This is a genomic window from Microcystis sp. M169S2, from assembly GCF_020245865.1.
Lineage (GTDB): Bacteria > Cyanobacteriota > Cyanobacteriia > Cyanobacteriales > Microcystaceae > Microcystis > Microcystis ichthyoblabe_A.
The window spans coordinates 1-25,028 of record NZ_JADBUB010000067.1; the positions used below are offsets into that span (position 1 = coordinate 1).

General features: G+C 43.3%; 26 protein-coding genes and 2 pseudogenes. 13 read left to right on the forward strand and 15 right to left on the reverse strand.

Features of this window, described 5'->3' with window-relative positions; genetic code table 11:
- Positions 1-160 precede the first annotated feature (160 nt).
- The 4 genes from IM485_RS07135 to IM485_RS07150 all read right to left on the reverse strand — a co-directional run bounded on the left by IM485_RS07135 (position 161) and on the right by IM485_RS07150 (position 4,671).
- On the reverse strand, positions 161-1,144 hold the full coding sequence (locus tag IM485_RS07135; protein ID WP_104397488.1) for a methyltransferase domain-containing protein: 984 nt from the start codon (positions 1,142-1,144) through the stop codon (positions 161-163).
- Between the two features lie 176 nt (positions 1,145-1,320).
- Positions 1,321-1,560, reverse strand: coding sequence for a FeoC-like transcriptional regulator (locus IM485_RS07140; RefSeq protein ID WP_072024896.1), 240 nt, complete (start codon positions 1,558-1,560; stop codon positions 1,321-1,323).
- Positions 1,561-1,668: 108 nt separating this feature from the next.
- Complete coding sequence (gene feoB / locus IM485_RS07145; RefSeq protein WP_287742196.1) at positions 1,669-3,993, reverse strand: Fe(2+) transporter permease subunit FeoB; 2,325 nt, start codon at positions 3,991-3,993, stop codon at positions 1,669-1,671.
- 42 nt (positions 3,994-4,035) lie between these two features.
- Positions 4,036-4,671 carry a FeoA family protein gene (locus IM485_RS07150; protein ID WP_287742198.1) on the reverse strand — a complete coding sequence of 212 codons (636 nt, stop codon included), beginning with the start codon at positions 4,669-4,671 and terminating at the stop codon, positions 4,036-4,038.
- A 373-nt stretch (positions 4,672-5,044) separates the two neighbouring features.
- On the opposite strand from IM485_RS07150, the gene IM485_RS07155 reads away from it, so the two are divergent.
- Positions 5,045-6,574 carry an ApeA N-terminal domain 1-containing protein gene (locus tag IM485_RS07155; protein WP_287742200.1) on the forward strand — a complete coding sequence of 510 codons (1,530 nt, stop codon included), beginning with the start codon at positions 5,045-5,047 and terminating at the stop codon, positions 6,572-6,574.
- 184 nt (positions 6,575-6,758) lie between these two features.
- The gene (locus tag IM485_RS07160) at positions 6,759-8,633 is read left to right on the forward strand and encodes an ABC transporter ATP-binding protein (protein WP_287742202.1); all 1,875 of its coding nucleotides are present in this window, start codon (positions 6,759-6,761) and stop codon (positions 8,631-8,633) included.
- Here IM485_RS07160 and IM485_RS07165 read toward each other — a convergent pair.
- Positions 8,626-10,023 carry an amidase gene (locus IM485_RS07165; RefSeq protein WP_104397483.1) on the reverse strand — a complete coding sequence of 466 codons (1,398 nt, stop codon included), beginning with the start codon at positions 10,021-10,023 and terminating at the stop codon, positions 8,626-8,628. The genes IM485_RS07160 and IM485_RS07165 overlap by 8 nt on opposite strands.
- Before the next feature lie 136 nt (positions 10,024-10,159).
- On the opposite strand from IM485_RS07165, the gene pyrR reads away from it, so the two are divergent.
- Positions 10,160-10,693 (forward strand): bifunctional pyr operon transcriptional regulator/uracil phosphoribosyltransferase PyrR, encoded by a 534-nt coding sequence (gene pyrR, locus IM485_RS07170; protein ID WP_002802562.1) that lies wholly within the window; start codon positions 10,160-10,162, stop codon positions 10,691-10,693.
- A gap of 184 nt (positions 10,694-10,877) precedes the next feature.
- Here pyrR and IM485_RS07175 read toward each other — a convergent pair whose 3' ends face one another.
- The 5 genes from IM485_RS07175 to IM485_RS07195 all read right to left on the reverse strand — a co-directional run bounded on the left by IM485_RS07175 (position 10,878) and on the right by IM485_RS07195 (position 14,087).
- Positions 10,878-11,660, reverse strand: a complete 783-nt coding sequence (locus IM485_RS07175) for an endonuclease/exonuclease/phosphatase family protein (RefSeq protein ID WP_287742205.1) — start codon at positions 11,658-11,660, stop codon at positions 10,878-10,880.
- 238 nt (positions 11,661-11,898) lie between these two features.
- Positions 11,899-12,099: a photosystem II assembly protein Psb35 gene (gene psb35 / locus IM485_RS07180; protein ID WP_002737145.1), complete on the reverse strand. Its 201-nt coding sequence runs from the start codon at positions 12,097-12,099 to the stop codon at positions 11,899-11,901.
- Positions 12,100-12,158: 59 nt separating this feature from the next.
- Positions 12,159-12,566: a gamma-glutamylcyclotransferase family protein gene (locus tag IM485_RS07185; protein WP_271947385.1), complete on the reverse strand. Its 408-nt coding sequence runs from the start codon at positions 12,564-12,566 to the stop codon at positions 12,159-12,161.
- Positions 12,563-13,588: an aldo/keto reductase gene (locus IM485_RS07190; RefSeq protein ID WP_002742186.1), complete on the reverse strand. Its 1,026-nt coding sequence runs from the start codon at positions 13,586-13,588 to the stop codon at positions 12,563-12,565. The genes IM485_RS07185 and IM485_RS07190 overlap by 4 nt, the downstream gene beginning before the upstream one ends.
- 346 nt (positions 13,589-13,934) lie before the next feature.
- Positions 13,935-14,087, reverse strand: a complete 153-nt coding sequence (locus IM485_RS07195; RefSeq protein ID WP_104397479.1) for an anacyclamide synthesis AcyG domain protein — start codon at positions 14,085-14,087, stop codon at positions 13,935-13,937.
- 67 nt (positions 14,088-14,154) lie between these two features.
- Between IM485_RS07195 and IM485_RS07200 the strand changes: the two genes are divergently transcribed.
- Entirely contained in the window at positions 14,155-14,946 is a 792-nt protein-coding gene (locus tag IM485_RS07200) for a Uma2 family endonuclease (RefSeq protein ID WP_104397478.1), read from the forward strand.
- A gap of 10 nt (positions 14,947-14,956) precedes the next feature.
- Here the strand turns inward: IM485_RS07200 and IM485_RS07205 are convergent, their stop codons facing one another.
- Positions 14,957-15,103 (reverse strand): cyanobactin biosynthesis PatC/TenC/TruC family protein, encoded by a 147-nt coding sequence (locus IM485_RS07205; protein ID WP_353738239.1) that lies wholly within the window; start codon positions 15,101-15,103, stop codon positions 14,957-14,959.
- Between the two features lie 435 nt (positions 15,104-15,538).
- On the opposite strand from IM485_RS07205, the pseudogene IM485_RS07210 reads away from it, so the two are divergent.
- A pseudogene (locus IM485_RS07210) lies at positions 15,539-15,766 on the forward strand (transposase); the annotation flags it as partial.
- Between the two features lie 120 nt (positions 15,767-15,886).
- Here IM485_RS07210 and IM485_RS07215 read toward each other — a convergent pair.
- The 4 genes from IM485_RS07215 to IM485_RS07230 form a co-directional block, all read right to left on the reverse strand.
- On the reverse strand, positions 15,887-16,099 hold the full coding sequence (locus IM485_RS07215; RefSeq protein WP_002765615.1) for a type II toxin-antitoxin system HicB family antitoxin: 213 nt from the start codon (positions 16,097-16,099) through the stop codon (positions 15,887-15,889).
- Positions 16,083-16,331, reverse strand: coding sequence for a type II toxin-antitoxin system HicA family toxin (locus IM485_RS07220; protein WP_287742210.1), 249 nt, complete (start codon positions 16,329-16,331; stop codon positions 16,083-16,085). Before IM485_RS07220 ends, IM485_RS07215 begins: the two co-directional genes overlap by 17 nt.
- A 238-nt stretch (positions 16,332-16,569) precedes the next feature.
- Positions 16,570-16,872, reverse strand: a complete 303-nt coding sequence (locus IM485_RS07225; protein ID WP_104397475.1) for a GUN4 domain-containing protein — start codon at positions 16,870-16,872, stop codon at positions 16,570-16,572.
- A 58-nt stretch (positions 16,873-16,930) separates the two neighbouring features.
- The gene (locus IM485_RS07230; RefSeq protein ID WP_287742212.1) at positions 16,931-17,908 is read right to left on the reverse strand and encodes a phosphate ABC transporter substrate-binding protein; all 978 of its coding nucleotides are present in this window, start codon (positions 17,906-17,908) and stop codon (positions 16,931-16,933) included.
- 106 nt (positions 17,909-18,014) lie between these two features.
- Between IM485_RS07230 and gpmI the strand changes: the two genes are divergently transcribed.
- The 8 genes and pseudogenes from gpmI to IM485_RS07270 all read left to right on the forward strand — a co-directional run bounded on the left by gpmI (position 18,015) and on the right by IM485_RS07270 (position 24,608).
- Positions 18,015-19,613, forward strand: a complete 1,599-nt coding sequence (gpmI, locus tag IM485_RS07235; RefSeq protein ID WP_287742214.1) for a 2,3-bisphosphoglycerate-independent phosphoglycerate mutase — start codon at positions 18,015-18,017, stop codon at positions 19,611-19,613.
- 29 nt (positions 19,614-19,642) lie between these two features.
- Complete coding sequence (locus IM485_RS07240) at positions 19,643-19,900, forward strand: hypothetical protein (RefSeq protein ID WP_002736285.1); 258 nt, start codon at positions 19,643-19,645, stop codon at positions 19,898-19,900.
- Positions 19,884-20,225, forward strand: a complete 342-nt coding sequence (locus tag IM485_RS07245) for a type II toxin-antitoxin system RelE/ParE family toxin (protein WP_002761318.1) — start codon at positions 19,884-19,886, stop codon at positions 20,223-20,225. Before IM485_RS07240 ends, IM485_RS07245 begins: the two co-directional genes overlap by 17 nt.
- 67 nt (positions 20,226-20,292) lie before the next feature.
- Complete coding sequence (secG, locus tag IM485_RS07250; protein ID WP_287742216.1) at positions 20,293-20,526, forward strand: preprotein translocase subunit SecG; 234 nt, start codon at positions 20,293-20,295, stop codon at positions 20,524-20,526.
- Positions 20,527-21,270, forward strand: coding sequence for a peptidase (locus IM485_RS07255; protein WP_104397471.1), 744 nt, complete (start codon positions 20,527-20,529; stop codon positions 21,268-21,270).
- A 199-nt stretch (positions 21,271-21,469) separates the two neighbouring features.
- The gene (locus tag IM485_RS07260) at positions 21,470-22,198 is read left to right on the forward strand and encodes a hypothetical protein (RefSeq protein WP_104397470.1); all 729 of its coding nucleotides are present in this window, start codon (positions 21,470-21,472) and stop codon (positions 22,196-22,198) included.
- Positions 22,168-22,392 (forward strand): annotated as a pseudogene (locus IM485_RS07265) (hypothetical protein); the annotation flags it as partial. The gene IM485_RS07260 and the pseudogene IM485_RS07265, both read left to right, overlap by 31 nt.
- Positions 22,393-22,556: 164 nt before the next feature.
- Positions 22,557-24,608, forward strand: coding sequence for an NAD(P)H-quinone oxidoreductase subunit 5 (locus IM485_RS07270; protein WP_287742220.1), 2,052 nt, complete (start codon positions 22,557-22,559; stop codon positions 24,606-24,608).
- Positions 24,609-25,028 lie beyond the last annotated feature (420 nt).

Below are 25,028 nucleotides of genomic sequence, written 5' to 3' on the forward strand. Positions count from 1 at the left end.
TGCCCGAATGCTTCGCCCCTACAGGACGCGGGCCGATGAAGACGCAAGGTTTGGAAGCACAATTCTCTCAAAATCTTGCACCTGTGGGAGCGAGAAAAGCCACAAAAACCTTACCTTGCCTACATTTCACATTTATTCAGCAAGCCCTAATTATAACCAGCTAGATAACTGAGGTAAGAGACTCTTGCTGACTTGCTTGCAGATGGGATTGAGCGCGAACAGCGCGGAACATCCCAAAACGACATAAACCCGTACCAAAGGCCAAACGCATCAGCAGAATTGTCGGCACTTCTCGGACGGATTTAACCAACCCAGTTAGACCAAATTGCCACCAACCTTGGGGACGAATCACCCCCTGCCAAATGGTATCAATCCAAGAGGGTAGAGTGGCTTTTGTCCAGTCAGCAGTCATCACTTCCCCATCTACCAATCCCGTGGCCGCTAACTGTTCGGCAAAACCTTCGATACTGGCAAAAGCGGGGTGGGACCACTGATCCAAAAGTTGGCGCATTACAGGACTTTCCCAGAAATTGAGCGGTTTTTGACGGTCATCTCGCTGATTCCAGTCCGCTACCACTAGGACTCCCCCCGGCTTAAGAACTCGCAGTAATTCCTGTGCAAAAACGGCTTTGTCCGGCATATGGGGACCGGCTTCGATTGACCAGACCACATCAAAACTCTCGTCGGGAAAAGAAAGGGCCATGGCATCATCGACCAAAAAGCGAGCATTTACATCTGGGGGTGTTAGTTCTTTGGCCCGTGCCACTTGTTTGGGACTAATGGTGATACCGGTAACGGCAAATCCGTAGTCGCGTGCCAGAATGCGACTGCTGCCACCAATACCACAACCGACATCGAGGAGAGTTGCACCGGCGGGTAGTTTATCCAAACCTCCCCAAGAGACCATTTCCGCCACAAAGTCAGCTTTTGCCTGTAGAAAGTCTTTTTTTTCTGGTGGGGAACCGTAGTGACCTAAATGGATGTGTTCGCCCCAATAATATTCTAAAATCCCGTCCTCGGTCCATTGGTCGTAGGAATTGGCCACCGAGTCCGACGATTGGTACTTGCGAGAGGAAACAAAATAGACGACGATAGCGATCGCTAGGAGTAAACCTAAAGATGATGTCAGCAAAAGTATATTCATTAAATGCTGCCGGGCAAACTGATACAAAGCTTAATAACTCTTAAAGAGTATACAACCTTGAGGTTCTGCGGTTGAGTGACTTTGGTTCTTCGCCAGAAATTAAATATCCCCGTTGAAAGCGACTGGTAATACAGCAGTTATTTTAATGGTGAGATCACTTCTGTAGTATTAAACTTTTATCTGTTTGTCCCTGTGGAATTGCCCTCAATCCATTCGTAAAAAACCATAGATTCCGGGGAACAACGGCTGCATCCTCCGCATTTTTCTAGGGAAATCAGGCGAATTCGCCCTTTTTTCAGCAAGCGATCGAGCATAGGACTTAAGGCATCCGCTGACATCCGAAAGTGTGTAGATAAGTCAGACAGAGATGCTTTCTGATTTTTGGCAAGATAAGCCTGTATATCGGTTAAAATCATGGTTTATAAGCGAAAAAATTGATAAAAATTGCTTGATTGCGGTGGGTTACGGCGAATCTAAATAATTTGTTAGTTGCCTAGCTTTTTGTCGCCTAACCCACCCTACTTTTAAATTGCGGGACGGTTGATTTTTCGGGGACGGAGATTTTTTAAGGTGAATAAAACCCCGACTACGGTTAAACCCATCAAGACTATCCAAAAGAGAGAAAACCCCGGATGTCGAGAAAAAGTGGCGATTTGATAGAAGGAAGTGGCAACAATATAGGCCATTCCTGTGGTCCAGAGGGCAATAAAAGCAGTCCAACCGGCATTAGTTTCGCGATATACTGCCGATGTGGCCGAAACACAGGGAAAATAGAGCAGAACAAACAATAGATAGGCAAAAGCACCCGCTTGACCATCAAATCTTTTCGCCATTGCCCCAAAGATTCCTAAATCTACTTCTTGCTTCTCGGCAGCCGTTTTTTGATCTTGCAAATTACCAATATTCAAACCCAAGGGATCAAGTAATTGATTGGGTAATTCCGCTAAATTGGCGGGAATAGTGGCGATAGCTTCCTTAATTTGCCCCCAAAAGTCGAATTTTACCTGTGCTGCCCCCTTATTCGGGTTATCTTCCCCTGCTAGTTGGCTGTAAATCGAGTTTAATGTCCCTACCATCGCTTCTTTGGCAAAAACTCCCGTAAAAATTCCCACTGTTGCCGGCCAATTTTCCGGTTCTAGTCCCATGGGTGAGAAAATAGGAGTTACAGCTTTACTGGTAGCACTTAAAACCGAGCGCTCGCTGTCTTGATTACCAAAAGAACCATCAAAACTGAGGGAGTTGAGTAGTCCCAAAATCATCACCATTAACACGATAACTCGTCCAGCTTTCCATAAAAACGCTTGCAGACGTTCCCAAGTGCGAATTAAAACCCCTTTCAGACGCGGTAGATGATAGGGAGGCAATTCCATAATAAAGTGACTGACTTCTCCCTTGAGTAGGGTTTTTTTCATCACCAATCCCGTCAAAATAGCGGCGAGAATTCCTAAGATATAAAGACCAAAAACGATGTTTTGACCACCTATGGGGAAAAAAGCCGCCGCAAATAGGGCATAAACAGGTAATCTTGCCCCACAGGACATAAAAGGGTTCATCATAATCGTCATTAAACGATCACGGGAATTTTCCAGGGTCCTGGTGGCCATAATTGCCGGCACACTGCAACCAAATCCCACTAGCATGGGAACAAAGGATTTACCCGGCAATCCCACCAAACGCATCAATCGGTCCATGACGAAGGCTGCCCGGGCCATATAGCCGGAATCCTCTAAAATTGACAAAAAGAGGAACATAAAGCCAATTACGGGGATAAAAGTGGCGACGGTTTGCACACCTCCCCCCGCTCCATCAGCGAGCAGAGCAATTAGCCAACCCGGGGTATGGATTTTTTGTAAAACTTGGGCCAAACCATCGACAAAGATAGTCTGGGCAGTTAAATCGAAGAAATCGATAAAGGCAGCACTAACATTGATGGTAAACAAGAACATTAGGTACATTACGCCCAAAAATATCGGAATTCCTAACCAGCGATCGAGAACAATGCGATCGAGGCGATCGGACATGGTATCATTTATCTGTCCAGTCCGTTGAGTGGCTCCCTGGGTAACTTGTTGAATAAAGCCATAACGAGTATCAGCAATTAAAATATCAAGGTCTTCCCCTAAAACTTGGTGTATTTGTCGTCTATGCTTGACGATAATGCTTAATAGTTCCTGTGAGCGCAATTCTGGGGCGATGCGATCCTCGTATTGCAGTAGATTTAAAGCGGTCCATCTTGGCTCAACGATCCTTTTACTGCTATGGTCGTTAATGTAGGCAACAATCTCGTTAAGAGCTTCCTCAATTACCGCAGGATAAGCCACATAAGCAGCAGTATGGTTAATATCATCGACTAATTCCCCAATTTTTTGCTTTAATTCTCCGATTCCCTCCCCTTTAACCGCACTAATCGGGACGACAATTGCATCCATGCGAACGCTTAAGAGTTGCGGATTAACCACAATACCCCTAGTTTTGGCCACATCCATCATATTCAGGGCAATCAACATCGGTAAACGCATCTCCATGATTTGGGTAGTAAGGTAGAGATTGCGCTCTAAATTGGCAGCATCGACGATATTAATCACTAAATCCGCTTCTCCTGACAGCAGATAGTCCCTAGCGACTAATTCATCCATTCCTGTCTCCCCTTCTTCTACATCGAGGGAATAGACTCCGGGTAAATCCACAAGGGTGATATCTTCCCCGTTAACTTGAAATCGTCCCTCTTTGCGATCGACTGTTACTCCTGGCCAGTTGCCGGTCCGTTGATTGGCCCCTGTGAGAGCATTAAAAAGGGTAGTTTTGCCACAGTTAGGATTGCCAATTAAGGCGATAATGGGTTTGACCATAATTTAGGATATTGAGTGATGAATAAGCTTAGATGATTAAATTTAGCTTTTTGGGTCTATTTCTTCGACGATTAAAGTGTCTGCCTCCTGTTTACGCAGACTGAGATGAAATCCCCGCACTCGAATCTCGACGGGATCCCCCAAAGGTGCGACGCGAATAACGGTAAACTCTGTCCCCGGAGTTAATCCCATTGATAACAATTTTCCTTTGTATCCGCGCAATGCTCGGTCATAACCGATGACTTTACCCGCTTTTCCTATGGGTATCTCCCGCAGAAATGTTCTTACTTCAGGTAGGTCTTTTTTGGGTTCCAGTTTTTTCGGTTGAATGTCACTAACGAGGATTTTTTCGGCCATTTCCGCCCCGATACCGATACGATTGTCTTGAATGGCAATTAAAACTGATCCCCTCCCTTGGGAGCTAATTACCTGTAATTGAATGCCGGGGTTTAATCCCATACCTAGGAGTCGATTGATCCCTCCTGTCCCCTGAAATCCCACTAACCAGACGGTTTTTCCCATTTCCACTTGTGCTAAAGGATAAGTGGCAGCCAAGTCATTACCCGTGGGAGTGACATTATCTAATTCTGTCTTTTTACCACCCCAACGAAAAAATTGGGCTTTATTTGGCGATTTTTCTGGTTTTTCTGGGGCATTAGGTCTAATTTTATCGTCCATGCTTTTCTTATCTCCAAAGGTAATGAAGGTCTTTCATTTAAGAGTGATAATAATTCCTTGATAGCTCATCGAGTTTACTGAAGTAGCCAAAGGGTGAGAACTGCACTACTGTCAGCCTCAGTCAACGGTTTTGAAACTGTCTAAGACTTGCGATTGCTTAAATAAATGCTAATTATTCTCAATTACCAGTCTAATCTAAAAGGGGAGACAGGAAAGAAAATTTTTTCTTTAAAAAAGTCACCAGTCTCCGGTAAATGGCGATCGCTCAGAGACGAAAATCTTCTTAATGCCGAAAACTTGTTAGTTATCTTGTACTAAATTCGCTATAATGCGAAAAGGTATATTTATACTACAAACTTAATGATCAGCTAATATGATTGACGAATTTGAAAGAGAAGGTTACTGGTGGCTCCCTGAACACCCAGAAAAACGAGTAATTGGGAAACTTTCCCATAAACTCAATCAACGTTTAGTTTTAAATATTGATGATACTTTCAACACTTTAGCCCCGCTATTGTCCTGGTTTCCTTATGGATTAAAATCACAAGCAACCCTGATTTATGGACTTATCGATGGAAAAGTTGTCGGCCTTTTTAACTGTGATATCCAGACAACAAAAATAGGAGAAAATCTGGTGAATTTGCAAGTAAATCCCGAAATGCTTTTGTATAATATATATTTTCAGAACAATGATTTTTTAAATAAGGAAGACTTGAACAAATTTCAAAAATTAAGAGTTAATTTTTCTTCTTTAAATGAATGGGTAAAAATTAGTCCTTTAGATATGAAAAGTGAAATTTCATCCACTGGAGAAATTAAGCAAGTCAAGGTTACTTACGAACAATTGCCAAATATTAAGCTAGGAGTAATCAAAGAACTGGAACTGAGTATCTATTTTGTCCCGATTTTTAATCTTAGATCCACTGAAAGTGCTGATATTAAATATATAATTGGTCTTGAGATTGTCAATAAAAACTCAAGCAGTTTAGAAGATTGTAAAAACTTAGTTATCCAATTTCGTGATTTTCTTAGCTTTGCTACTTATTCTTCTAATCAAATTGTTTCAGTTCACGCTAGACATGATAAAAATGATAGCCAATACCCAGATAAAATGACTCCGATTGAAATTATATGGAATGAAAGAAAACTGTCAAAAAATTCCGATTATGTCCATCATCGGTCAAAAATGCTGTTAACTTATGATAATGTTAAAGATGATTTGGAAAAAATTTTTCAAAACTGGATAGATAAGCGAGAGAAATTTAAAATTGTCTTTCAGGAACTATTAATAAATATTTATAATCCAGAATTGTATCTGGAATATAAATTTCTGAATATTGTGCAAGCGTTGGAGATATATCATAAACAAACTCAAAAAGGAAAACATAAAATCGAATATATGTCTCAAGATAGTTATCAAAATGGCATTTATCAAAAACTTCGCGAAGTTATTCAAAATTATCCTATGGAAGAAGATTTCAAAAGGTTTTTAGATGGGAAAGTTAAATACTTGTTTAAAGTTGAGAAAAATCTAAAGGATAGACTGAAAAATATTATAGATGATATTTCCTATTTGTTCGTTGAAAACAATGACGACACTAAACAAAGCTTTGCTGATACTTTCAACTCACAAGATGATAGTTTATTCTCTAGGATAACCCAAGATCAAAATGAGTTAGATAAATTTCTTAAGCGAGTAGTTTATATTAGAAATAACTTAATAGTTCACCCAGACAAGGAAATCAAAATAAAAAATCAAGAACTCTATGATCTTTTGTGTGCCGTAACTTTAATATTACAAACTTGTTTACTGATAGAACTCGAAGTTTCAACCGACACCATTAAAGCTATCATTAAAAATAGAAGTAAGATGCAATATCAATGGCACGGTGAGTATGATTAAGCTAAGAAAATAGCTCACCTCTTATTTGTTGATGAGTGAAGATGAATATAGCGTTTCTCATCAAGAGGAAGTGTAACCCGATTGGGTAAGGAAAACTTCCCATCTCACCAATAAGATAACTGCTATATAGTTAAAATTGACAACTTAGGTTAAGATGATTCTAGGTTTCACCAGTTAAAGACCTATGGATAACAAAATTCTCGACGTTCGCCATCTCACCGTTGAATTTTCTAATCAGAAAAGAACAACAGTCGCCGTTAATAATATTAGTTTTAGCTTGCAGAAAGGTCAAGTTCTCGGTTGTGTGGGGGAATCGGGTTCAGGAAAATCCGTCACCTCCCTCGCACTCATGGGATTGGTTCCCTCTCCGGGAAAAATTACCCGGGGAGAAATTTGCTTTCGTCCGGCAAAAGGTCAGTCAATGCAAGCAGTAGATTTATTATCTATTCCCCCGGAAGAATTGCGTTATTATCGCGGGGGAGAAATGGCGATGATTTTCCAAGAACCAATGAGTTCTCTTAATCCAGTCTATAACATCGAGTTTCAACTCACCGAAGCAATTTTACTGCATCAAAAAGTCACCCCCGAACAGGCAAAAAATCAAGCCATCTCTCTACTGCAAGAAGTGCGCTTATTACCCAGTGATCAACAGTTAGAGGAGAAGTATATAGAAACTTTTCCCTTAGAAAATAAGGGTCATGTCAGGGAAAAAATTAGAACTTATATTCAGGAACAAAAAGAGGCAATTCTCAAGCGTTATCCTCACGAATTATCGGGGGGACAATTACAAAGGGTAATGATTGCCATGGCGATTTCTTGTAATCCTACCCTATTAATTGCTGACGAACCAACCACCGCTTTAGATGTGACTGTCCAAGCAGAAATATTAAGATTATTAAGAGATTTGTGCAAAAGCGATCGAGAAATGTCAATGGTTTTTATCTCCCACGATCTGGGAGTTATTAACGAAATTGCCGATCAAATTGTCGTAATGTATCAAGGAGAAATTGTCGAACAGGGAACTAAAGAAGAAGTATTAAATTATCCCCAACATCCCTACACAAAAGGTTTACTTGCCTGTCGTCCCCGCTTAAACTCTCGTCCAGAAAAATTGCCCACTGTCAGCGATTTTTTACAAGTGGAAAAAGACTCTCAAGGTAAGATTATTGACTTACAGGAAATTACTCCACCGGCAGTTAAATTTATTACTCTCCAGGAGGAAGAAAGCAGAATCGCAGGTTTACAGAATCATGAGAATATTTTATCAGTAGAAAATTTATCGGTTAGATTTCCAGTTAAGGGAGTTTTCGGGCAAGTAAAGACCTTTTTTAATGCCGTAGATCAGGTCAGTTTTGCCGTTAAACAGGGAGAAACCCTCGGTTTAGTCGGTGAGTCGGGCTGCGGAAAATCTACCTTAGCAAGGACAATTCTGCGCTTAATTCCTGCCACTTCTGGAAATATCTACTTCCGAGGAGAAAATCTCGCTAAATTAAACCCCAGTGAGCCAAAATTAAGATTACTACGCCGGGAATTACAGATAGTTTTTCAGAATCCCTACAACTCCCTGAATCCCCGTTTATCCATTGGTAAAGCAATTTTAGAACCGATGGTTATTCATCATACCGGCGGCAATTCCCAAAAGCGACGGCAACGAGTAGAATATTTATTAGAACGAGTTAAACTCGATCCTACTTGGTTCGATCGCTATCCCCATCAATTATCGGGAGGACAACGACAAAGGGTGTGTATTGCCCGCGCTTTAGCCTTAAATCCTCAGTTTATTATCTGTGATGAATCTGTCTCTGCTTTAGATGTTTCCGTACAAGCGGGAGTCTTGAATTTACTCAAAGAATTACAGCAGGAATTTAATCTCACTTATATCTTTATTTCCCACGATTTAAGTGTTGTCAGATTTATGAGCGATCGCATTATGGTGATGAATAAAGGTAAAATTGAGGAAATCGGTACAGCTAACCAAATTATCAACTCTCCCCAAAGCGATTACACCCGTAAACTTATCGCTTCCATTCCCCAATTTACCGAAAGTCTTGCTAGTTAAAATTAGCCATCAAACCGGAAGGATTAGCTGCCTCTAATTGTGCCGATAAACCTAACAAAGTGATTTCATCAGCAGGTTTACCCACTAACTGAATTCCCACGGGTAAACCCTGACTATCCACTCCTGTGGGTAAAGCAATCGCGGGTAAACCACTCGCATTAGCAATAGGAGAAGGTGCAATCCACGCAATCATCTTATTAACCGCTTCTTCCGGTGGTAAATTTTCCCACTCACCAATTCCGGGAGGTTGATGTAGGAAAATAGGCAAAAGTAAGACATCAAAATTATCAAACATCGCCACAATTTGCCGCGAAATAACGTGCATCTGCTGCACTGCTTGCAGGTACTCCCCCGCGCTGCCAGAATTGTCTAATAACCATTGGTTAAGGGGACTTAATAACTCCTTGGGAATTCCCGTCGCTGCCGTCCCCGCTTGCCAAATACGCCGAAAAGGAGCGATTAAAGCCTGTAAATCGGGAGAATACTCCGTTAAATGATGCCCCATACCCTCTAAAATTTTAGCCGTAGCGAGGACAGCATTTTTATAAACGGAAGTTGCCTCGCCGAAGGGGGATACGGAAATAGAAAAAGCGATTCTTAGGGGTTTTACGCCTCTCTGAGTGGCTTCTAGGAAAGAAAAGGGCGGATCGGGTAGCCAGTAGGGATCGCCCGTCGTATAGCCCGAAATCACGGTAAGCAGTGCCGCCCCATCTGCCACCGTCTTAGAAAGAGTGCCGTTAGTGGCGATACCGCTTTGAAATTCCCCCACCGGGGCATAGGAAACGCGCCCGCGACTGGGTTTTATCCCCACCAAACCGCAACAACCCGCCGGAGTACGCACCGAACCGCCACCATCGGAACCCTGGGCAATCGGGCAGAAACCCGCCGCTACCGCCGCCGCCGCACCGCCACTGGAACCGCCTGCGGTATAATCGCGGTTGAAGGGGTTACGAGTCGGCAAAAAACCCGGATTTTCGGTGTAGGGAAAGGAACCTAACTGGGAAGTGGCAGTTTTGCCCAGAAGGATAAAACCCGCCATTTTCATTCTGGTGACGATTCCTTCGTCGTATTGGGCGATATTTCCCTGTAAAGCGGCGACTCCGTAACTAACCGGCATTCCAGCGACGGCATTTAAGTCTTTAATGGCGGTGGGAACTCCAAAAAAAGGCGGTAATTCGGCAGTATCGGTGATTTGACTTAATTGTTCTGTTTGGGCGCTGGCGGTTGCCAGGGCGCTTTCCCCGGCGACATGGACAAAACTACCGATTTGACAATCAAATTTCTCGATTCTGTCGAGGTATAAATGGGTTAATTCTAGGGGGGAGATTTGTTTAGTGCGAATCAGTTGGGCTAATTCTAGGGCAGATTTTTGCAATAATTCATCACTCATGAGCGATCAAGTTAAAATAGGTAAGTGAAAATAATTATATTCTTTAATGATAGAGATGGTTTTAAAAGAAAAAGTAAAAAAAGTCCATTGCCGTAAAAATTTCCCTATCCCCTATCCCCTCTTTTCTTAGAAAATTATGACCCCACAGTTAATTGAAATTCTCTCGGCTGACGAAATTCGTCGCACCATTACCCGTTTAGCTTCCGAAGTTATCGAAAAAAGTGGCGATTTAAATAACTTGATTTTGATCGGTATCTACACGCGAGGAGTGCCTTTAGCTAATTTAATTGCTAGTCAAATTGAGAGCTTAGAAGGGGTAAAAGTTCCCGTGGGAGCGATCGATATTACCTTCTATCGCGACGATCTCGATCGCATTAAAACCCGCACTCCTGCTAAAACCAAAATGCCCCTAGATGTCACGGGAAAAACCGTGATTTTAGTTGATGATGTTATCTACAAAGGTCGCACAATCCGCGCCGCTTTTAATGCTATTATTGAGTATGGCAGACCGCAAAAAATCCGCTTATTAGTTCTCGTTGATCGTGGTCATCGGGAATTACCAATTCACCCAGATTTTACGGGCAAAAAACTCCCCACCGCAGCCGAGGAACAGGTAAGAGTTTATCTACAGGAGATTGACGGCAAAGATGGAGTGGAATTAATCAAATAAACAGATAATTGGTAACTAATCCCAAGAGGAAAATAAACAGAATTGCCTCGATAATATCGGAAAAAATATCACTTATTGAATTTTTTCCTGTTGAAAACACTGAACAAATTTAACCACCGAATCACCAAAGTGTGCTGAAGCTTTTCCCCTCTATATATTTGCTAAATACAAAAATAATCTATTTTTAGGGCAAGGTAAAAGCAGCAATTACGGGATAATGATCGGAAGGAATAAGATTCAACCAACGGGAAGGATCGACTTTTGCCCAATCTAACTGCAAACGGTTATCATAATAAATGGTATCGATGGCTAAATAGGGGGTATCGGTGTAATTATTAAAGCTCATTTGTTCCGCTAATTCCAAATCGGCTAAAGCGTCCTTTAATTGAATTTCTGTCTGGAGAGGTTCAGTTAAAATCTGACGGGGTAATTGCTGAGAATTAACATTAAAATCCCCCGTTAAAAATAGGTAATCTTCTGTTAAATCTAGTTGACAAAAACGCTCCTGTATGCACTTAGCACCTAAGTCCTTAGCTTTGTCGCTATAGTAATCGAGATGGGTGTTATAAAACTGCAAAGTTTGCCCCTCAAGAGTGCCAAATTTAGCCCCCGTTACCATGCGGGGATAAGGATTACCCCAAGCTTCAGTGATACTGCCAATAATATCGGGAGTTTCTGATAACCAAAATTCGTAAATTTCTAAACATTTTAACCGACTTGGTTGATATAAAATCGCACAATGTTCATCTAATCCTGTCCCTCTGCGATCGCTGCCTAAACTTTGGTATTTTGGCAATAAACGGTGTAGATCCAATAGTTGATTAGCGCGAGCCTCCTGAGTACCAATTATATCAGGAGAATAGTGAGCAATTAAAGCCGCTACTGCTTCCCTTCTTACTCGCCAATTACGCTCATCGGGATCGGGTTTATCGTAGCGAATATTAAAGGACATCGCTGTTAGTTTCATAGCAAAATCGAGAATAGGGAAGATGGAAGGGAATGGGGATTTCTGTCAGTAAATAGTAATCAGTAATCAGTGAACTGAAAACCCACATCTGATAACAAAGTCCGAATCTAAAACCTAATTCGTTAAGCTAAAAGCTTTGATGTGCTTAGTTTCTAACCTTCTTTTTAGGTAGGAGAATTGCCAGATTCTGTCTTTTGCCTCTTGCCTTGAGAAGCTGATAACTGATAACTGCCTTTTTCTAGGATCGAGAATCAGAATCTATATCTGTCTTCACTTCGGGGATAATATCCGGTCTTTGGGCATCTTCCCAACCAACTGGGCGCTTAGAATTATACCAAGCGATCGAACCGATGGTGACAGCAGCGAGAAAACCGACCACATAAACTGCCACGAAATAAACGGGGAATTTGCCACTGGCCACTTCTAGGAGTAGATACATAATTTTTTCACGATTAAGCTTTTAATTTGTATATCTTAACAGAATCGGCCCCCTCATCCCTATTCTCGATCGCTACTGGTCCACCAACCGGAAGGCAGCCAAACTCCGCCATGAAAAGCTATTTTTGCCGGTGTCATCATATATCCCCAAGCTTCGCCGATCAATTCTCGCTCTAGATTATAAATAGGGATTCTGCGACGCTGATACTCGTTTTCTTCTGGAGATCTGCCGGGTTGATAATCTTCCAAACCATCCAAAAGCCCAATATCATAATCTGCGTTAAAAGTCAATAAAATTCCCTTCACCCAGCCCTCTCCCTCGGTCAGTCCGGGATAACCGAGGGCGGTAAGATGGTATAAATGCCCCCTTGTGTAGGCGGTTTTAGAGTTGATCACTTTTCCTGCACAGTAGGCAGAATAGTTACTCTCCCTGGGTTTCAGGGTTCCATAAACAAAAACTTCCATCATCGGTCCAATTGTGCCGCTACTCCTCCTAATAGGATATCGCGGACAAATTGACTGGCTAAAAGTTCCTGGGGAAAACCGAGGGAAATGGCACTGATATTATCAAGTCGTTGCAGCTGTTCCCCAGTCAGGTTAAAATCCACACAGGCGAGATTATCCTGCAATTGGGACAATCTTCGAGCGCCAATGATAGGAATTATGGGGTTAGGGCGATTTCTGAGCCAATTTAATGCCACTTGTGCCGGTGATTTCCCGATTTCTCTGGCAATCTCCAGGACAGTCTCGGCAATTTTCAGATCGCGATCGAGAATTTGAAAAGGTTGGTCGGTCATGCTTAAACGACCATCGACGGGGTTGGGTTGATTATATTTTCCCGTTAAAACTCCTCCTCCCAGGGGACTCCAAGCTGTCACCCCGATGTTTAATGCTTTGGCCATAGGCAATAATTCCCGTTCGGGGGTGCGTTCCTTGAGAGAATATTCTATTTGTAGTCCGATAAAGGGTGTCCATCCCCGTAGGGTGGCCAGGGTGTTTGCTTGGGAGACAATCCAAGCAGGACTGTCAGAAATGCCGATATAAAGCACTTTTCCCATCCTGACCAAATCATCGAAAGCACGCATCACTTCCTCCATAGGAGTGAGAGAGTCCCAAATATGAAGCCAGAGTAAATCGATGTAATCAGTACCTAAACGCTTTAAACTAGCTTCTACCGCCTGAAAGAGGTTTTTTCGATGATTTCCGCAGGCATTGACATCCCCGGGACGGGTGTTGAGAGAATATTTCGTGGCGATTACCCATTTTTCTCGATCGCCCTTGACAAATTCCCCCACTAATGTTTCACTGGTTCCGTTAGTGTAGATATTAGCAGTATCGAGAAAATTGCCGCCCGCTTCCGCAAAAGCCTGAAAAACCGCCCGACTTTCCTCTTTATCCGCTCCCCAACCCCAATCTTCCCCGAATGTCATCGTCCCTAGACATAGTTCGGAAACTCGCAGACCACTATTACCTAAAAGTTTGTAACGCATAATTAACTAAAATTTTGAATAAGAAGTTAATTATAATTGAATTTGATCGACATTTTTGCTAAGTACATTTGAGACAATTTTCATAAGCTAACCCTGGCCTCAGTGGTTATACTAAATTCCGTTGAGAAGGTATAAAGGAGCGGGGAGCGGGGAGCGGTGAATCTGGCTGTCCACAAATGGTGCTGATAATATGGTTAGCATGGAAGCGCAAATGCAAACTGTTGCGGATGTTTTCCTCGGGGATTGTTTCTTTGAACAGATGCTCTTTTTCTTCCTCACTTTTGTCACTTTTTTCTATATCTAAAAAGGCTTGTAAGTGTTGCGGATCGATGGTAAATTCTTCCGACTAATAGGGATCAAGGCGGGTAATATTTGCTGATTGGAAACAGGCGATATCTAAATCAATTGGTCCATCAAGAACGGCGATTTTGATGCGTGGATCGCCTTTTGTCTGGGAGCGAAGAGCAGTCATTCCGGGGATAGCATTGAGATCAGGCATAGTTTTTGCAGGTTTTCAAGAACAGTTATAGAATAGAAGCTAGATAACAAAAATAGGGGAATTAAAGATGAGTTCAATGACCCAAACGGTACAATCCTCAAACACAATTCAGGAACCTTCTGCAACGGTGTATTGCTCTTCCCCTTTACCCGACCACACCCAACTCCCCGATAAAGATGGAAGTTTTGTGAAAAACTATCAAGAGCCTCCCCAAGCAGACCTTTTAACGGATACTATTACACCCCTTTTAGAACAATTACATCCTGATGGTAATTACTGTCTGGGTCGAGATTGTGGGATTTATTGGCGATTGCCAGAGCATCCAGAATCCCTAGAAAAGGGTGCTGTTGCTCCCGATTGGTTTTATGTTCCCCATGTCCCCACGACTATTGATGGTCAAGTCCGGCGTTCCTTCGTGATGTGGAAAGAAACCATTGAACCTGTTATTGCTTTAGAATTTGTCTCTGGTAATGGTGAAGAAGAACGGGATAAAACGCCTGTTAAGGGTAAATTTTGGATCTATGAGCGAGCGATTCAAATTCCTTTTTATGGAATTTATGAGGTTAACAAGGCCCAGATTGAGATGTACCAGTTAGTTAATGGTCGTTACCAAAAAATGACTCCTAATCAGCGCGGTCATTATCCCATTACTCCTTTAAAGGTAGAGTTAGGAATTTGGCAAGGGGAATACCAAAATCAATTCTTTCCCTGGCTTCGCTGGTGGGATGGGGAAGGTAACTTGTTGTTAACTTCCCAGGAATCTACTCAACAGGAACGACAACGAGCCGAACAGGAACGACAACGAGCCGATCGCCTAGCGGAACAGTTAAGGGCCTTGGGGATAGAACCGGAAGATTAAGGGAAAGTGTTTAACACCAGATGCGACCCCGACGAAACGGCGGATCGTTGGGATTCGCCTTGCGGTCTTTGAACATGGTTTTCCAGCGTCCGTAATCTTCTAAACCAGTGGCGGGAATGTATTTAGCTTTAGGTTGAGTTGTTTCTGATTGCTCAATCTTGGGTTTTTCCGTGGTTGGTTGGTCAACATTCTCGGCAGCGGCTGCTGGTTCTGGCGCACCTTGGCTCTTCTGGTTTTTGTGTGGAAGGAAGAATAGGGATAATTTGGGTGCATCTCAATTTTGTCGAAATATCTATAGGACATTTTGGGCGCACGCAGTTCGATTGCTTCTGGATTATACTGGCACTACTTTGATATGATATTTCGCCTATTCTTATCCATTTTTCCAATTTTCTCTCAGCACCTTTGAACGTTCTACAACCTTGATAAATTTGGTTCTTCGGTAATTGTTATGCAAATAATTAACTTAAAATAAAATTCGATGAAAGTGCCTACACTCAAAAATAGCTGAAATCTATACAGGGATAGACTTGATGCACAAGCCGATTAATAACAAAAGATAGACAATCGAGCTAAGATTTGATATAATGACCAAAAAATTAAACTAGAAGCTATCAAAAAAAATTGACCAAATTTGAAAAAGATGCAGGAGTTAAAGGAAGAATTCAGAAAGATTCACGAAACCTCAGAGAATCCGACAGAAGGACTGCTATCCATCTCGGAATGGTTGGCAAAATCCTCCAGTATTTTTACCAAGAGTTGTCAAACAATCCGAAACTGGTTTGGAGAAATCATTGCGTTTTATGAACGCCCCTACACAATCGTCAATTCAGATTTAAGCTGGCGACTCCTGTTCATTCTTTAAATGTCGGATTTTGCAAAAACTGCGAAACGCTTTATATGCTACAATTCACAAGCTGCGGCGAGAGAAACTTCATCATTAGGTAAATAATAGTCGTCCTTTTGGTTCAGGAATGATTCGTTCTAGTTGTTTTGCAGTTTCAATCCATTCTTGAATAACAAGTTCAGCATTTTGTACAGCTTCTTGATAGGTTTCTCCATCTGCCATACATCCTGCTAATTCTGGAACTTCAACAATAAAAGCTTGATCTTCCTCACTCCAATAAATAATTAATTCATAGCGAATTTTCATCTTTCCCTCCTAATTTATATTTTAAAATTAGATTACGAATTTGTTTGACTTGATAACTCTTTGCTTTTCCTTGTTTGGGTTGTAGATTTAAAATTTCTTCAATTCCTTCTTGAATGAAAATATGATGACTTCCTCGTATTCTTTCATCAAAGCCAAGTTTTCTCAGCAGTTGACAAAGTTGCTCGAAGGGAATGTTCGTATCGGCATTTCCTAGAAGGATTTTAGTTAACAATTTGTCTTATTGACTCATATAGCGGTAAGCGCTTGAGTGAGATACAGACCAAGCTTTGCCTAGCATGGTTTATAGCTCGTGACACTGTACCTCATACGACTGCACACCGCTATAATTATACATTAAGAAAACCTCAAATGTCGGAGTTTGGAAAAACTGCGACACACCTTATATGCTACAGTCCACAAACCACAGCGCGAGCGAAAGAAACTACTGCGTCCCCAAAACGAGCGTAGGCTTAACTATTATAGTCACCGATCGAGTTGCCTGTCTGCTTGTAGATAGCCAATTGTACAGAAAAGCCAAACTTTCCTCCCGAAGCATTTAACCATTCTCGATCGATCATCCGCAAATCCTCACAGGAAAATTTCTCGGCGGATTCGCCGTCTATCCAGCCTTCTTTTTCTCGTTTAGCGGCCGCCAGCATTAAATCCCAGGTTTTTTGATTGGCAATTTGGCTATAGGTAGGGTAACTAATGCCATTCAGTCCCAAAGCTTGCAAAGCCCCAATACCTCCCCGTCTCCACAGTAAAATAGGCAATGCTTACCCTAGTCATGCAAGGCGTAAAATTTCCCAGATTTTCAGATATTCTCGCTAACTACCTTTGTAGGTCTTCATTGGCCCGAAAAATCGCTTCTTGACCATCACTAGAGGCCACAAAACCCATAAAAGCTTTAACCGCTTCACTAGCAGGTTCTTTGTAAACATAGTAAAGGGTACGCTGCCAGGGATAATTAGGTTCACTGGCTGAAATTCCGTCCACAGCGAGCGCTCTGACGGTTTTTTGGTCGGCGATTTGGCTATAGGTTGCGTAACTAATGCCATTCAGTCCCAAAACTCGCAAAATTGGGGTGGTGGCATCCCTATCCATCATTTTAAAATTAGTTCCCCTACCAAATTCCCCCCCTTGCAGGACTTCCTGACGAAAACTTTGATAAGTGCCACTAATCGGAGGACGATTAATCACTTGAATAGTAGCAGCAGAACCGCCCACCTCGGACCAAGAGGTGATTTTTCCGGTAAAAATATCTTTAACTTGGGCAGTGGTTAACCCCCCCGCAAAGGGATTTTTTACTCCCACTACAACAGCGATCGCATCTCGAACGATCGGACTAGAAGCCAATCCCTGAGAGCGTTCTGACTCGGTTAAAGGTCGTGACACCGCCGCAATATCGATCGCCCCCCGGGCTACTTCCTCTAATCCCCCATCAGATCCTTGAGCATTTGTCAATACCTCTACCCCCTGAAATTTGGCCGTTAAAGCGGCTTTTAAGGCTTGATTAATCTGTACCATACTGGTGGAGCCGTTAATGCGAATTGTCGTGCCACTGGGGATAGAAGTCGGTGGGGCAAAACTGACCACTCCCTGGGGGGAAGGGGGAGGGGGTAGCGGAGAGGAGGCACTTCCCGATGTTGGGGATTTTTGCGGACTTTTACTGCTGCCACAGAGAAAAAATTCTTGACCCGCAGCACATTGACTTTGTAGCCAGAAGTAACCCCCACCTAAAATGCCCGCAGTGGCTAAAAGAGCGATTATTAAAGCAGTTGTTTCGTTTTTTTGAGACATACCCATCATTTGCTGACATTAGGGGGTCGATCGCCCCGACACCGGTGATCAATTGAAGTTTCGATGATATTATCTTAGTGCATGGAAATCCACTCTTAATTTAGGACTGTATATCATGACCCACGCACCTATATCCCCAGTCGTGCTGGTTATCCTTGATGGTTGGGGTTATCGCCCGCAAAGGTCGGATAATGCGATCGCAATGGCGAAAACCCCGATTATGGATAGTCTCTGGGAAGTTTATCCCCACACCTTAATCCGCACCTCCGCTAAGGATGTGGGACTACCGGAAGGACAGATGGGTAACTCGGAAGTTGGCCACCTCAATATCGGAGCGGGGCGGGTTGTACCACAAGAGTTAGTACGGATTTCCGATGCGATCGAAGATGGTTCGATTCAACAAAATCAGGCTTTATTAAAACTCTGCGCCGAGATTAGCCCTAAAAAAAGCAAATTACACCTGATTGGTTTATGTTCCGAGGGGGGAGTCCATTCCCATCTCGATCACTTACTGGGATTATTAGACTTAGCGAAAGTGCAAGGGATTAGCGATGTCTGCATTCATGTCATCACCGATGGTCGCGATACCAACGTCACCGACGGAATGCCAGCTATTAAACGGATTCAAGAACATATTAATAAAATCAAACTCGGTCGCATGGTGACTCTCAGTGGCCGTTATTATGCCATGGATCGGGATCGCCGTTGGGATCGGGTGGAAAAAGCCTATAACGTGATGACCAGTGATCAAGGTATCGACGGGCGATCGATTACTGAAGTATTACAGGCATTTTATGATCAAAATATTACCGATGAATTTATTCCCCCCACCAGAATTGCCCCGGGGGCGATCGAAGCGGGCGATGGGGTGATATTCTATAATTTCCGTCCCGATCGAGCTAGACAGTTATGTTATGCCCTGACTATGCCCGATTTTGAAGATTTCGATCGAGATTTAATTTCTCCGCTTAGTTTTGTTACTTTCACCCAATACGATCCGAAATTACCGGTAGATGTGGCCTTTGCTCCCCAGAATTTAAATAATATTTTAGGACAGGTGATCGCTCAACAGGGATTAAAACAGTTTCGTTGTGCGGAAACCGAAAAATATCCCCACGTCACCTACTTTTTTAATGGGGGGTTAGAAAAACCCTTTGAGGGAGAAGTGCGCGAATTAATTCCTAGTCCAAAAGTCGCCACCTATGACCAAGCTCCGGCCATGTCGGCAGCCGCGGTGACAGAAGCGGTCTCTGCGGCGATCAAACAGGGGATCTATAGTCTCGTGGTAGTCAATTACGCTAACCCGGATATGGTGGGTCATACGGGCATTTTAGACGCGGCCATGAAAGCAGTGGAAACGGTGGATCTATGCTTGGCTAAGTTGTTAAGTAGCGTCAATAAATTGGGGGGAACAGTGTTAATCACCGCGGACCACGGTAACGCGGAAACGATGGTGGATGAGTCGGGTAATCCTTGGACGGCCCATACGACTAATCCCGTTCCTTTAATTTTAATTGAAGGGGAAGGGAGAAAAATACCCGGCCACGGTGGCGATGTGCAGCTGCGGGATGATGGTCGTTTAGCCGATATTGCCCCCACTATCCTGGAAATTCTCTCTATTCCTGTCCCAGTGGAAATGACCGGGCGATCGCTGATTAAACCGGCCGAAGTGGAAATTAAAGCCAGTCGCACTCCCGTCCGCATCTCGCTTTAACGAGTAAAAAGTCAAGAAAGGGGAATTTTATGCTGAAAACCATCGAAGGTGTTTATCGAGATGGACAAATACACCTAACCGAGTTACCCAATGATATTAGCGATCGCTCACAAGTGCTGGTGACTTTTCTCGATCAAATCGATCCTAGTAAGCTCAGACAACTGATGGAGTATTTAGAGAGCATTGAGGGGATTCAGCAAGGTTTTGAGGAGATAAACTCCGGTAAAACCCGTCCTCTTGCCGATTTTGCCCAAGAAATGGCCGAAAAATATGGTATTTCAGGTTGAAATTACCCCAACTGCCACGGCACAGATCGAAAAAGCCTATCGCTGGTATCGAGGTTATAATGCCGAGTTTGCCGACCGTTGGTTTCGAGGATTAATGAATGCTATTGCTACTCTGCAAGAGAAACCAACTCGTTGTGCTTTAGCGCTCGAACAGACGATTTTTCTACCCAAAGAAGTCCGACAACTTTTTTATGGGAAAGGTAAAAATGTCTATCGAGTGCTTTTTACAATTAGAGATAGTACGGTTTATGTACTATATGTTCGCCATAGCGCCCAAGCACCACTAACACTTGAGGATATAGAGGATGAAGAGGACCCTAGTTGATAACTAATTCAAAGCTGACGGCTTGATAACTGCTATACTTTGTAATGGAAAATAGAGAGTAATAATCATGACAGTGGTGCTGGTAGTACAGATTATTTGGGCGGTGGCGGCGGCCTTTCTGGCGATTTTGGTGTTATTACACAGTCCCAAAGGGGATGGTATTGGCGGTATTGGCGGTCAATCCCAGATTTTTACCAGCGCAAAAACGGCGGAAAAAACCTTAAATCAGGTGACTTGGGCGTTGGGGACGGTATTTATCACCCTAACTATTGTACTGAGCGCCGGCTGGTTAAATCGCTAAATGCTAAGAGGTCGGTTCTCTTTTCTAGGACTCGCAGCCTTGGCGAGTCTTTTGCTGTTTTCCTATTCTCTGATTGCCGACAGTCGATCGCTACCGGAGTTAAAAACCCATCCTTTACCCGCTAATTTAGCCCAATGGCAAGAGCAAAACCAGTCCGGGGATTATTTTGATGCCGTGGAAATCAGTCCCGTGGGGGCGTTGATTTGGTCGCAATTTCCCGTGAAGATTTATGTTCACAGCGATCGCAGTTCTTGGCTGAGTTTGGTACAACAGGCGATCGCTGAATGGGGGCAGTATTTGCCGATGGAGTTGGTAAATCGGGCAGAATTGGCCGATATCCTCATTAAACGAGAGTTACCGCCGTCGGGAGTCCGTTTTAATCCCGAAACGGGTAAGTTAGAACTGCCCCGGGTGCGTTCTGCCATAACACAATACGAGATTTTTGTCAAGGAAAATCGCCTAACTCATCGGATGAGTATCCAGATTAGTCCTAATTTAGCCGATCGGTCGGCCTTAGCGGCAGCGCGGCACGAATTAGGTCACGCTTTGGGAATTTGGGGTCATAGTCCCCTGGAGACGGATGTGATGTATTTCGCTCAAACTAGAGATATTCCACCGATTTCTAGCCGGGATATTAACACTTTAAAAAAGGTTTATCAGCAGCCAACTCAGTTAGGTTGGCAGATGGATAAGCTGCTCAATAGTGAGGTACAAAGTTTTCGTTTTCGGGAGACAGGAGACTAAGAGGAGAAAAAAGACAACAGACGACTAAAATATCTGTATAACCTCTGATTATGTCAAATTTATCTAGTATTTTAGATATTCTGATCTGATAGCAGCTCAAGAGCTTACTTTTGCCAGAAGTCTAATAGCCAAATGTTCTGGGAATATTTTGTGCTATAACAGATGGGTTACTTTAACTATCCTGAGTACAGAAAGAATCATGTTTAAACAGACTAAAATCCTCGGTTTAACGATTTTAGCTTCAGTTTTCAGCTTTACGCTATCCTCAGCTAAAGCGGCTACTGTTCAGTTTAACGCCCAGGGAAATATCACCGGCATTAAAGATCTAGTCGTCAATAATTCTTCCTACAATGTTAATTTTGTTCAGGATACTTTTAGCAATTTATTCGGCAATCCTTCCAATTTAAATCTGCAACCCACCTTTTGGCTAAATGCTCAGGGTGCAGAAGCGGCACGGAATGCCATTGATAATGTCCTAACAACGACTTATCCCGCTTTAATTGCTTTAGGTGAGACGCAAAACACGAGGAATTATGTTATTCCCCAACAATCTGCCTTCTTGTATGTGAGGGTCATTGATAGCCAAGGCAATTTTACTTATCCTTCTGATTTGTTTGGTGCTGTCCTGGGAAATTATGGATCGTATTATGCAGGTCGTAAATGGCAGGAACACTTGGCGCAGATGTATCAATACGGAGGAATGTGCGCTTGCATGATAAGTTACAATATTAATCGCGATATATATGGAATCGCTATTGATGCAACCCGTACCTTTGCGCTTTTTTCTCCTAATCAGGCTCCGGTTTCTGTTACTACAGCAGCAACCATTCCCGAACCTGATAGTCTGATGGGTGTCATCGCAATAGGCTTATCTATTTTCTTTTTCTTTCCCCAAAAATTCAATTTACCGAAGCATCACAAGGTTTAGAAGTGAGCGTTTCCGGCAATACCAACAGCATCCAAGTGGGGTTAAATCCGCGACTACCGATCGCCCAGATCCAAGGCAGTTTTTTATCCCGTTATCTTGGCAGCGAGGCGATCGTGGCGATAATTTCCTTTTCTGCTGGTTTGATTGTTTCCTTGCTTTCGTGGTTATTCGATAATTTTCCTGCTTCTCCCTAAAAATTACCGTCCCGCTCGCTAAACTGCCAAATCGATAAGATCCTTTGACCTTTCGCCGCCCTGTTGAGCAAAACTAGGTATAAACACTTTCTTAAGAATTAACCTATGTCACAATAGATGAGGATAAACCAAATAGTGTGAAATTGTAAACTAGGTATTACTGAATGGAACCGCTTTATCAGTACGCGTGGCTAGTTCCCGTCCTACCCTTGGTAGGCGCTACCCTAGTCGGTGCGGGCTTAATTTCCTTTAATGAAGTCACCAATCGTCTGCGACAGGTGAATGCTGTATTAATCATTTCTACCCTCGGCGCGTCGATGGTGCTGTCTTTTGCGCTGTTGTGGAGTCAAATCAATGGACACGCTCCCTATACCCAAATGATCGATTGGGCATCGGCGGGTAACTTTCACCTGAAAATGGGTTATACGATCGATCACCTCAGTGCTTTAATGTCGGTTATCGTCACCACCGTGGCTTTTTTGGTGATGATTTATACCGATGGTTACATGGCCCACGACCCCGGTTATGTGCGTTTTTACGCCTATCTGAGCATTTTTAGCAGTTCTATGCTCGGTTTGGTCATCAGTCCCAACCTCGTCCAGATCTACGTTTTCTGGGAATTGGTGGGGATGTGTTCCTATCTGCTAGTAGGTTTCTGGTTCACTCGTCCGGCGGCTGCCGAGGCCTGTCAAAAAGCCTTTGTTACCAACCGCGTCGGCGATTTTGGCTTATTACTGGGAATGCTGGGGCTTTTCTGGGCCACCGGTAGCTTCGAGTTTGATATCATGGGTGAACGTCTGGAGGAATTAGTCTCTTCTGGAGCCATTGCCGGCAGTTTAGCGGCATTATTCGCCGTTTTAGTCTTCCTTGGACCCGTGGCCAAATCAGCCCAATTTCCCCTTCATGTCTGGCTACCGGATGCCATGGAAGGTCCGACCCCGATTTCGGCCCTGATTCACGCCGCCACGATGGTGGCCGCCGGAGTTTTCCTGATTGCTCGGATGTATCCCGTTTTTGAGCCAATTCCCACGGCGATGACGGTAATTGCTTGGACGGGGGCCTTTACTGCCTTCCTAGGGGCAAGTATCGCCCTCACCCAGAATGATATCAAAAAGGGTTTAGCCTATTCCACCATCTCCCAATTGGGTTATATGGTTATGGCTATGGGTATTGGTGCCTATAGTGCGGGATTATTCCACCTGATGACCCACGCTTATTTTAAGGCGATGTTGTTCCTCGGTTCCGGTTCGGTCATCCACGGTATGGAGGATGTGGTCGGTCATGAGCCGGTTTTAGCGCAAGATATGCGGATGATGGGCGGTTTACGCAAGTATATGCCCATTACCGCCCTAACTTTCCTGGTGGGAACTCTGGCCATCTGTGGGATTCCTCCCTTCGCTGGTTTCTGGTCGAAGGATGAAATTCTCGGTTTAGCTTTTGAGGCGAACCCGTCCTTATGGTTAATCGGTTGGGCTACTGCGGGTTTAACAGCTTTTTATATGTTCCGGATGTACTTTAACACTTTTGAAGGGGAGTTTAGAGGCACTAATAAGGAGATTAAACGGCGACTGTTAGCCAATGCGGGTGCGATTCCGGCTTTTGGACCGGGGGCAATGAATGTTAAGCAATTGGACTCGGAAGCGCAGGAAGAAGACAACCACGGCCATCATGCCCATGAACCCCACGAATCGCCAATTACGATGACTTTACCTCTAATGATTTTAGCGGTTCCTTCTTTGTTAATCGGTTTGGTGGGTAAACCTTGGCAGAATTTCTTCGAGGGTTTTATTCATGTTCCTAACGAAGTAGTGGAAGAAGTTCATGCTTTTGATTGGACAGAGTTTCTGATTATGGCGGGTAATTCGGTGGGGATTGCTTTAATCGGGATTACTGTCGCTTCTTTGATGTATCTTCAGAAGAAAATTGACCCCGCAACCATTGCGGAAAAATTCCCCGTTTTGTATCGTTTTTCCCTGAACAAGTGGTACATTGATAATCTCTATGATCGAGTTTTTGTCCAGGGTTGTCGTCGTCTCGCACGGCAAATTATGGAAGTGGATTATCGCGTTATCGATGGGGCTGTGAATTTAACCGGTTTAGCTACTCTTGTCAGTGGTGAAGGTCTTAAATACCTTGAAAATGGTCGCGCCCAATTCTACGCTTTAATTGTCTTTGCCGCAGTTTTGGGCTTAGTAATTGTCTATAGTCTGGTGTAAATTATAATCCGTTTACTAAAGATTTTTGGGGGCGCAAAGCCCCTTTTTTCGGCTTTAAGTCCCCCTTTTTAAGGGGAATTTAGGGGTAGCAAACTCTTATAGTCATATTTTGGGAAAGCGATCGCTTTTGATATATAGTCATTTCAATTAAGATTGAGAATATCAATCCCAGAGTTCCTAAGGATTTTGTCGGTCTAGACTGTATCAGACTTATCTGAAATGACTATACTCTTGAAAAATAGATGATAATTGAAATCGTTTTTGCTCCCTTTGACTTAAATAGGGTCTGCTGAAAAAGTTTGTTGGTGGGGGCAGGGTGTGGGGTGTGGGGTGTGGGGTGTAGGGTTTTACCGATTTTGAGGTAGTCAGTTACCTAATTTTCAGGGAAAAAGTACCTGAATTTTACCCCTGATCCCTCCA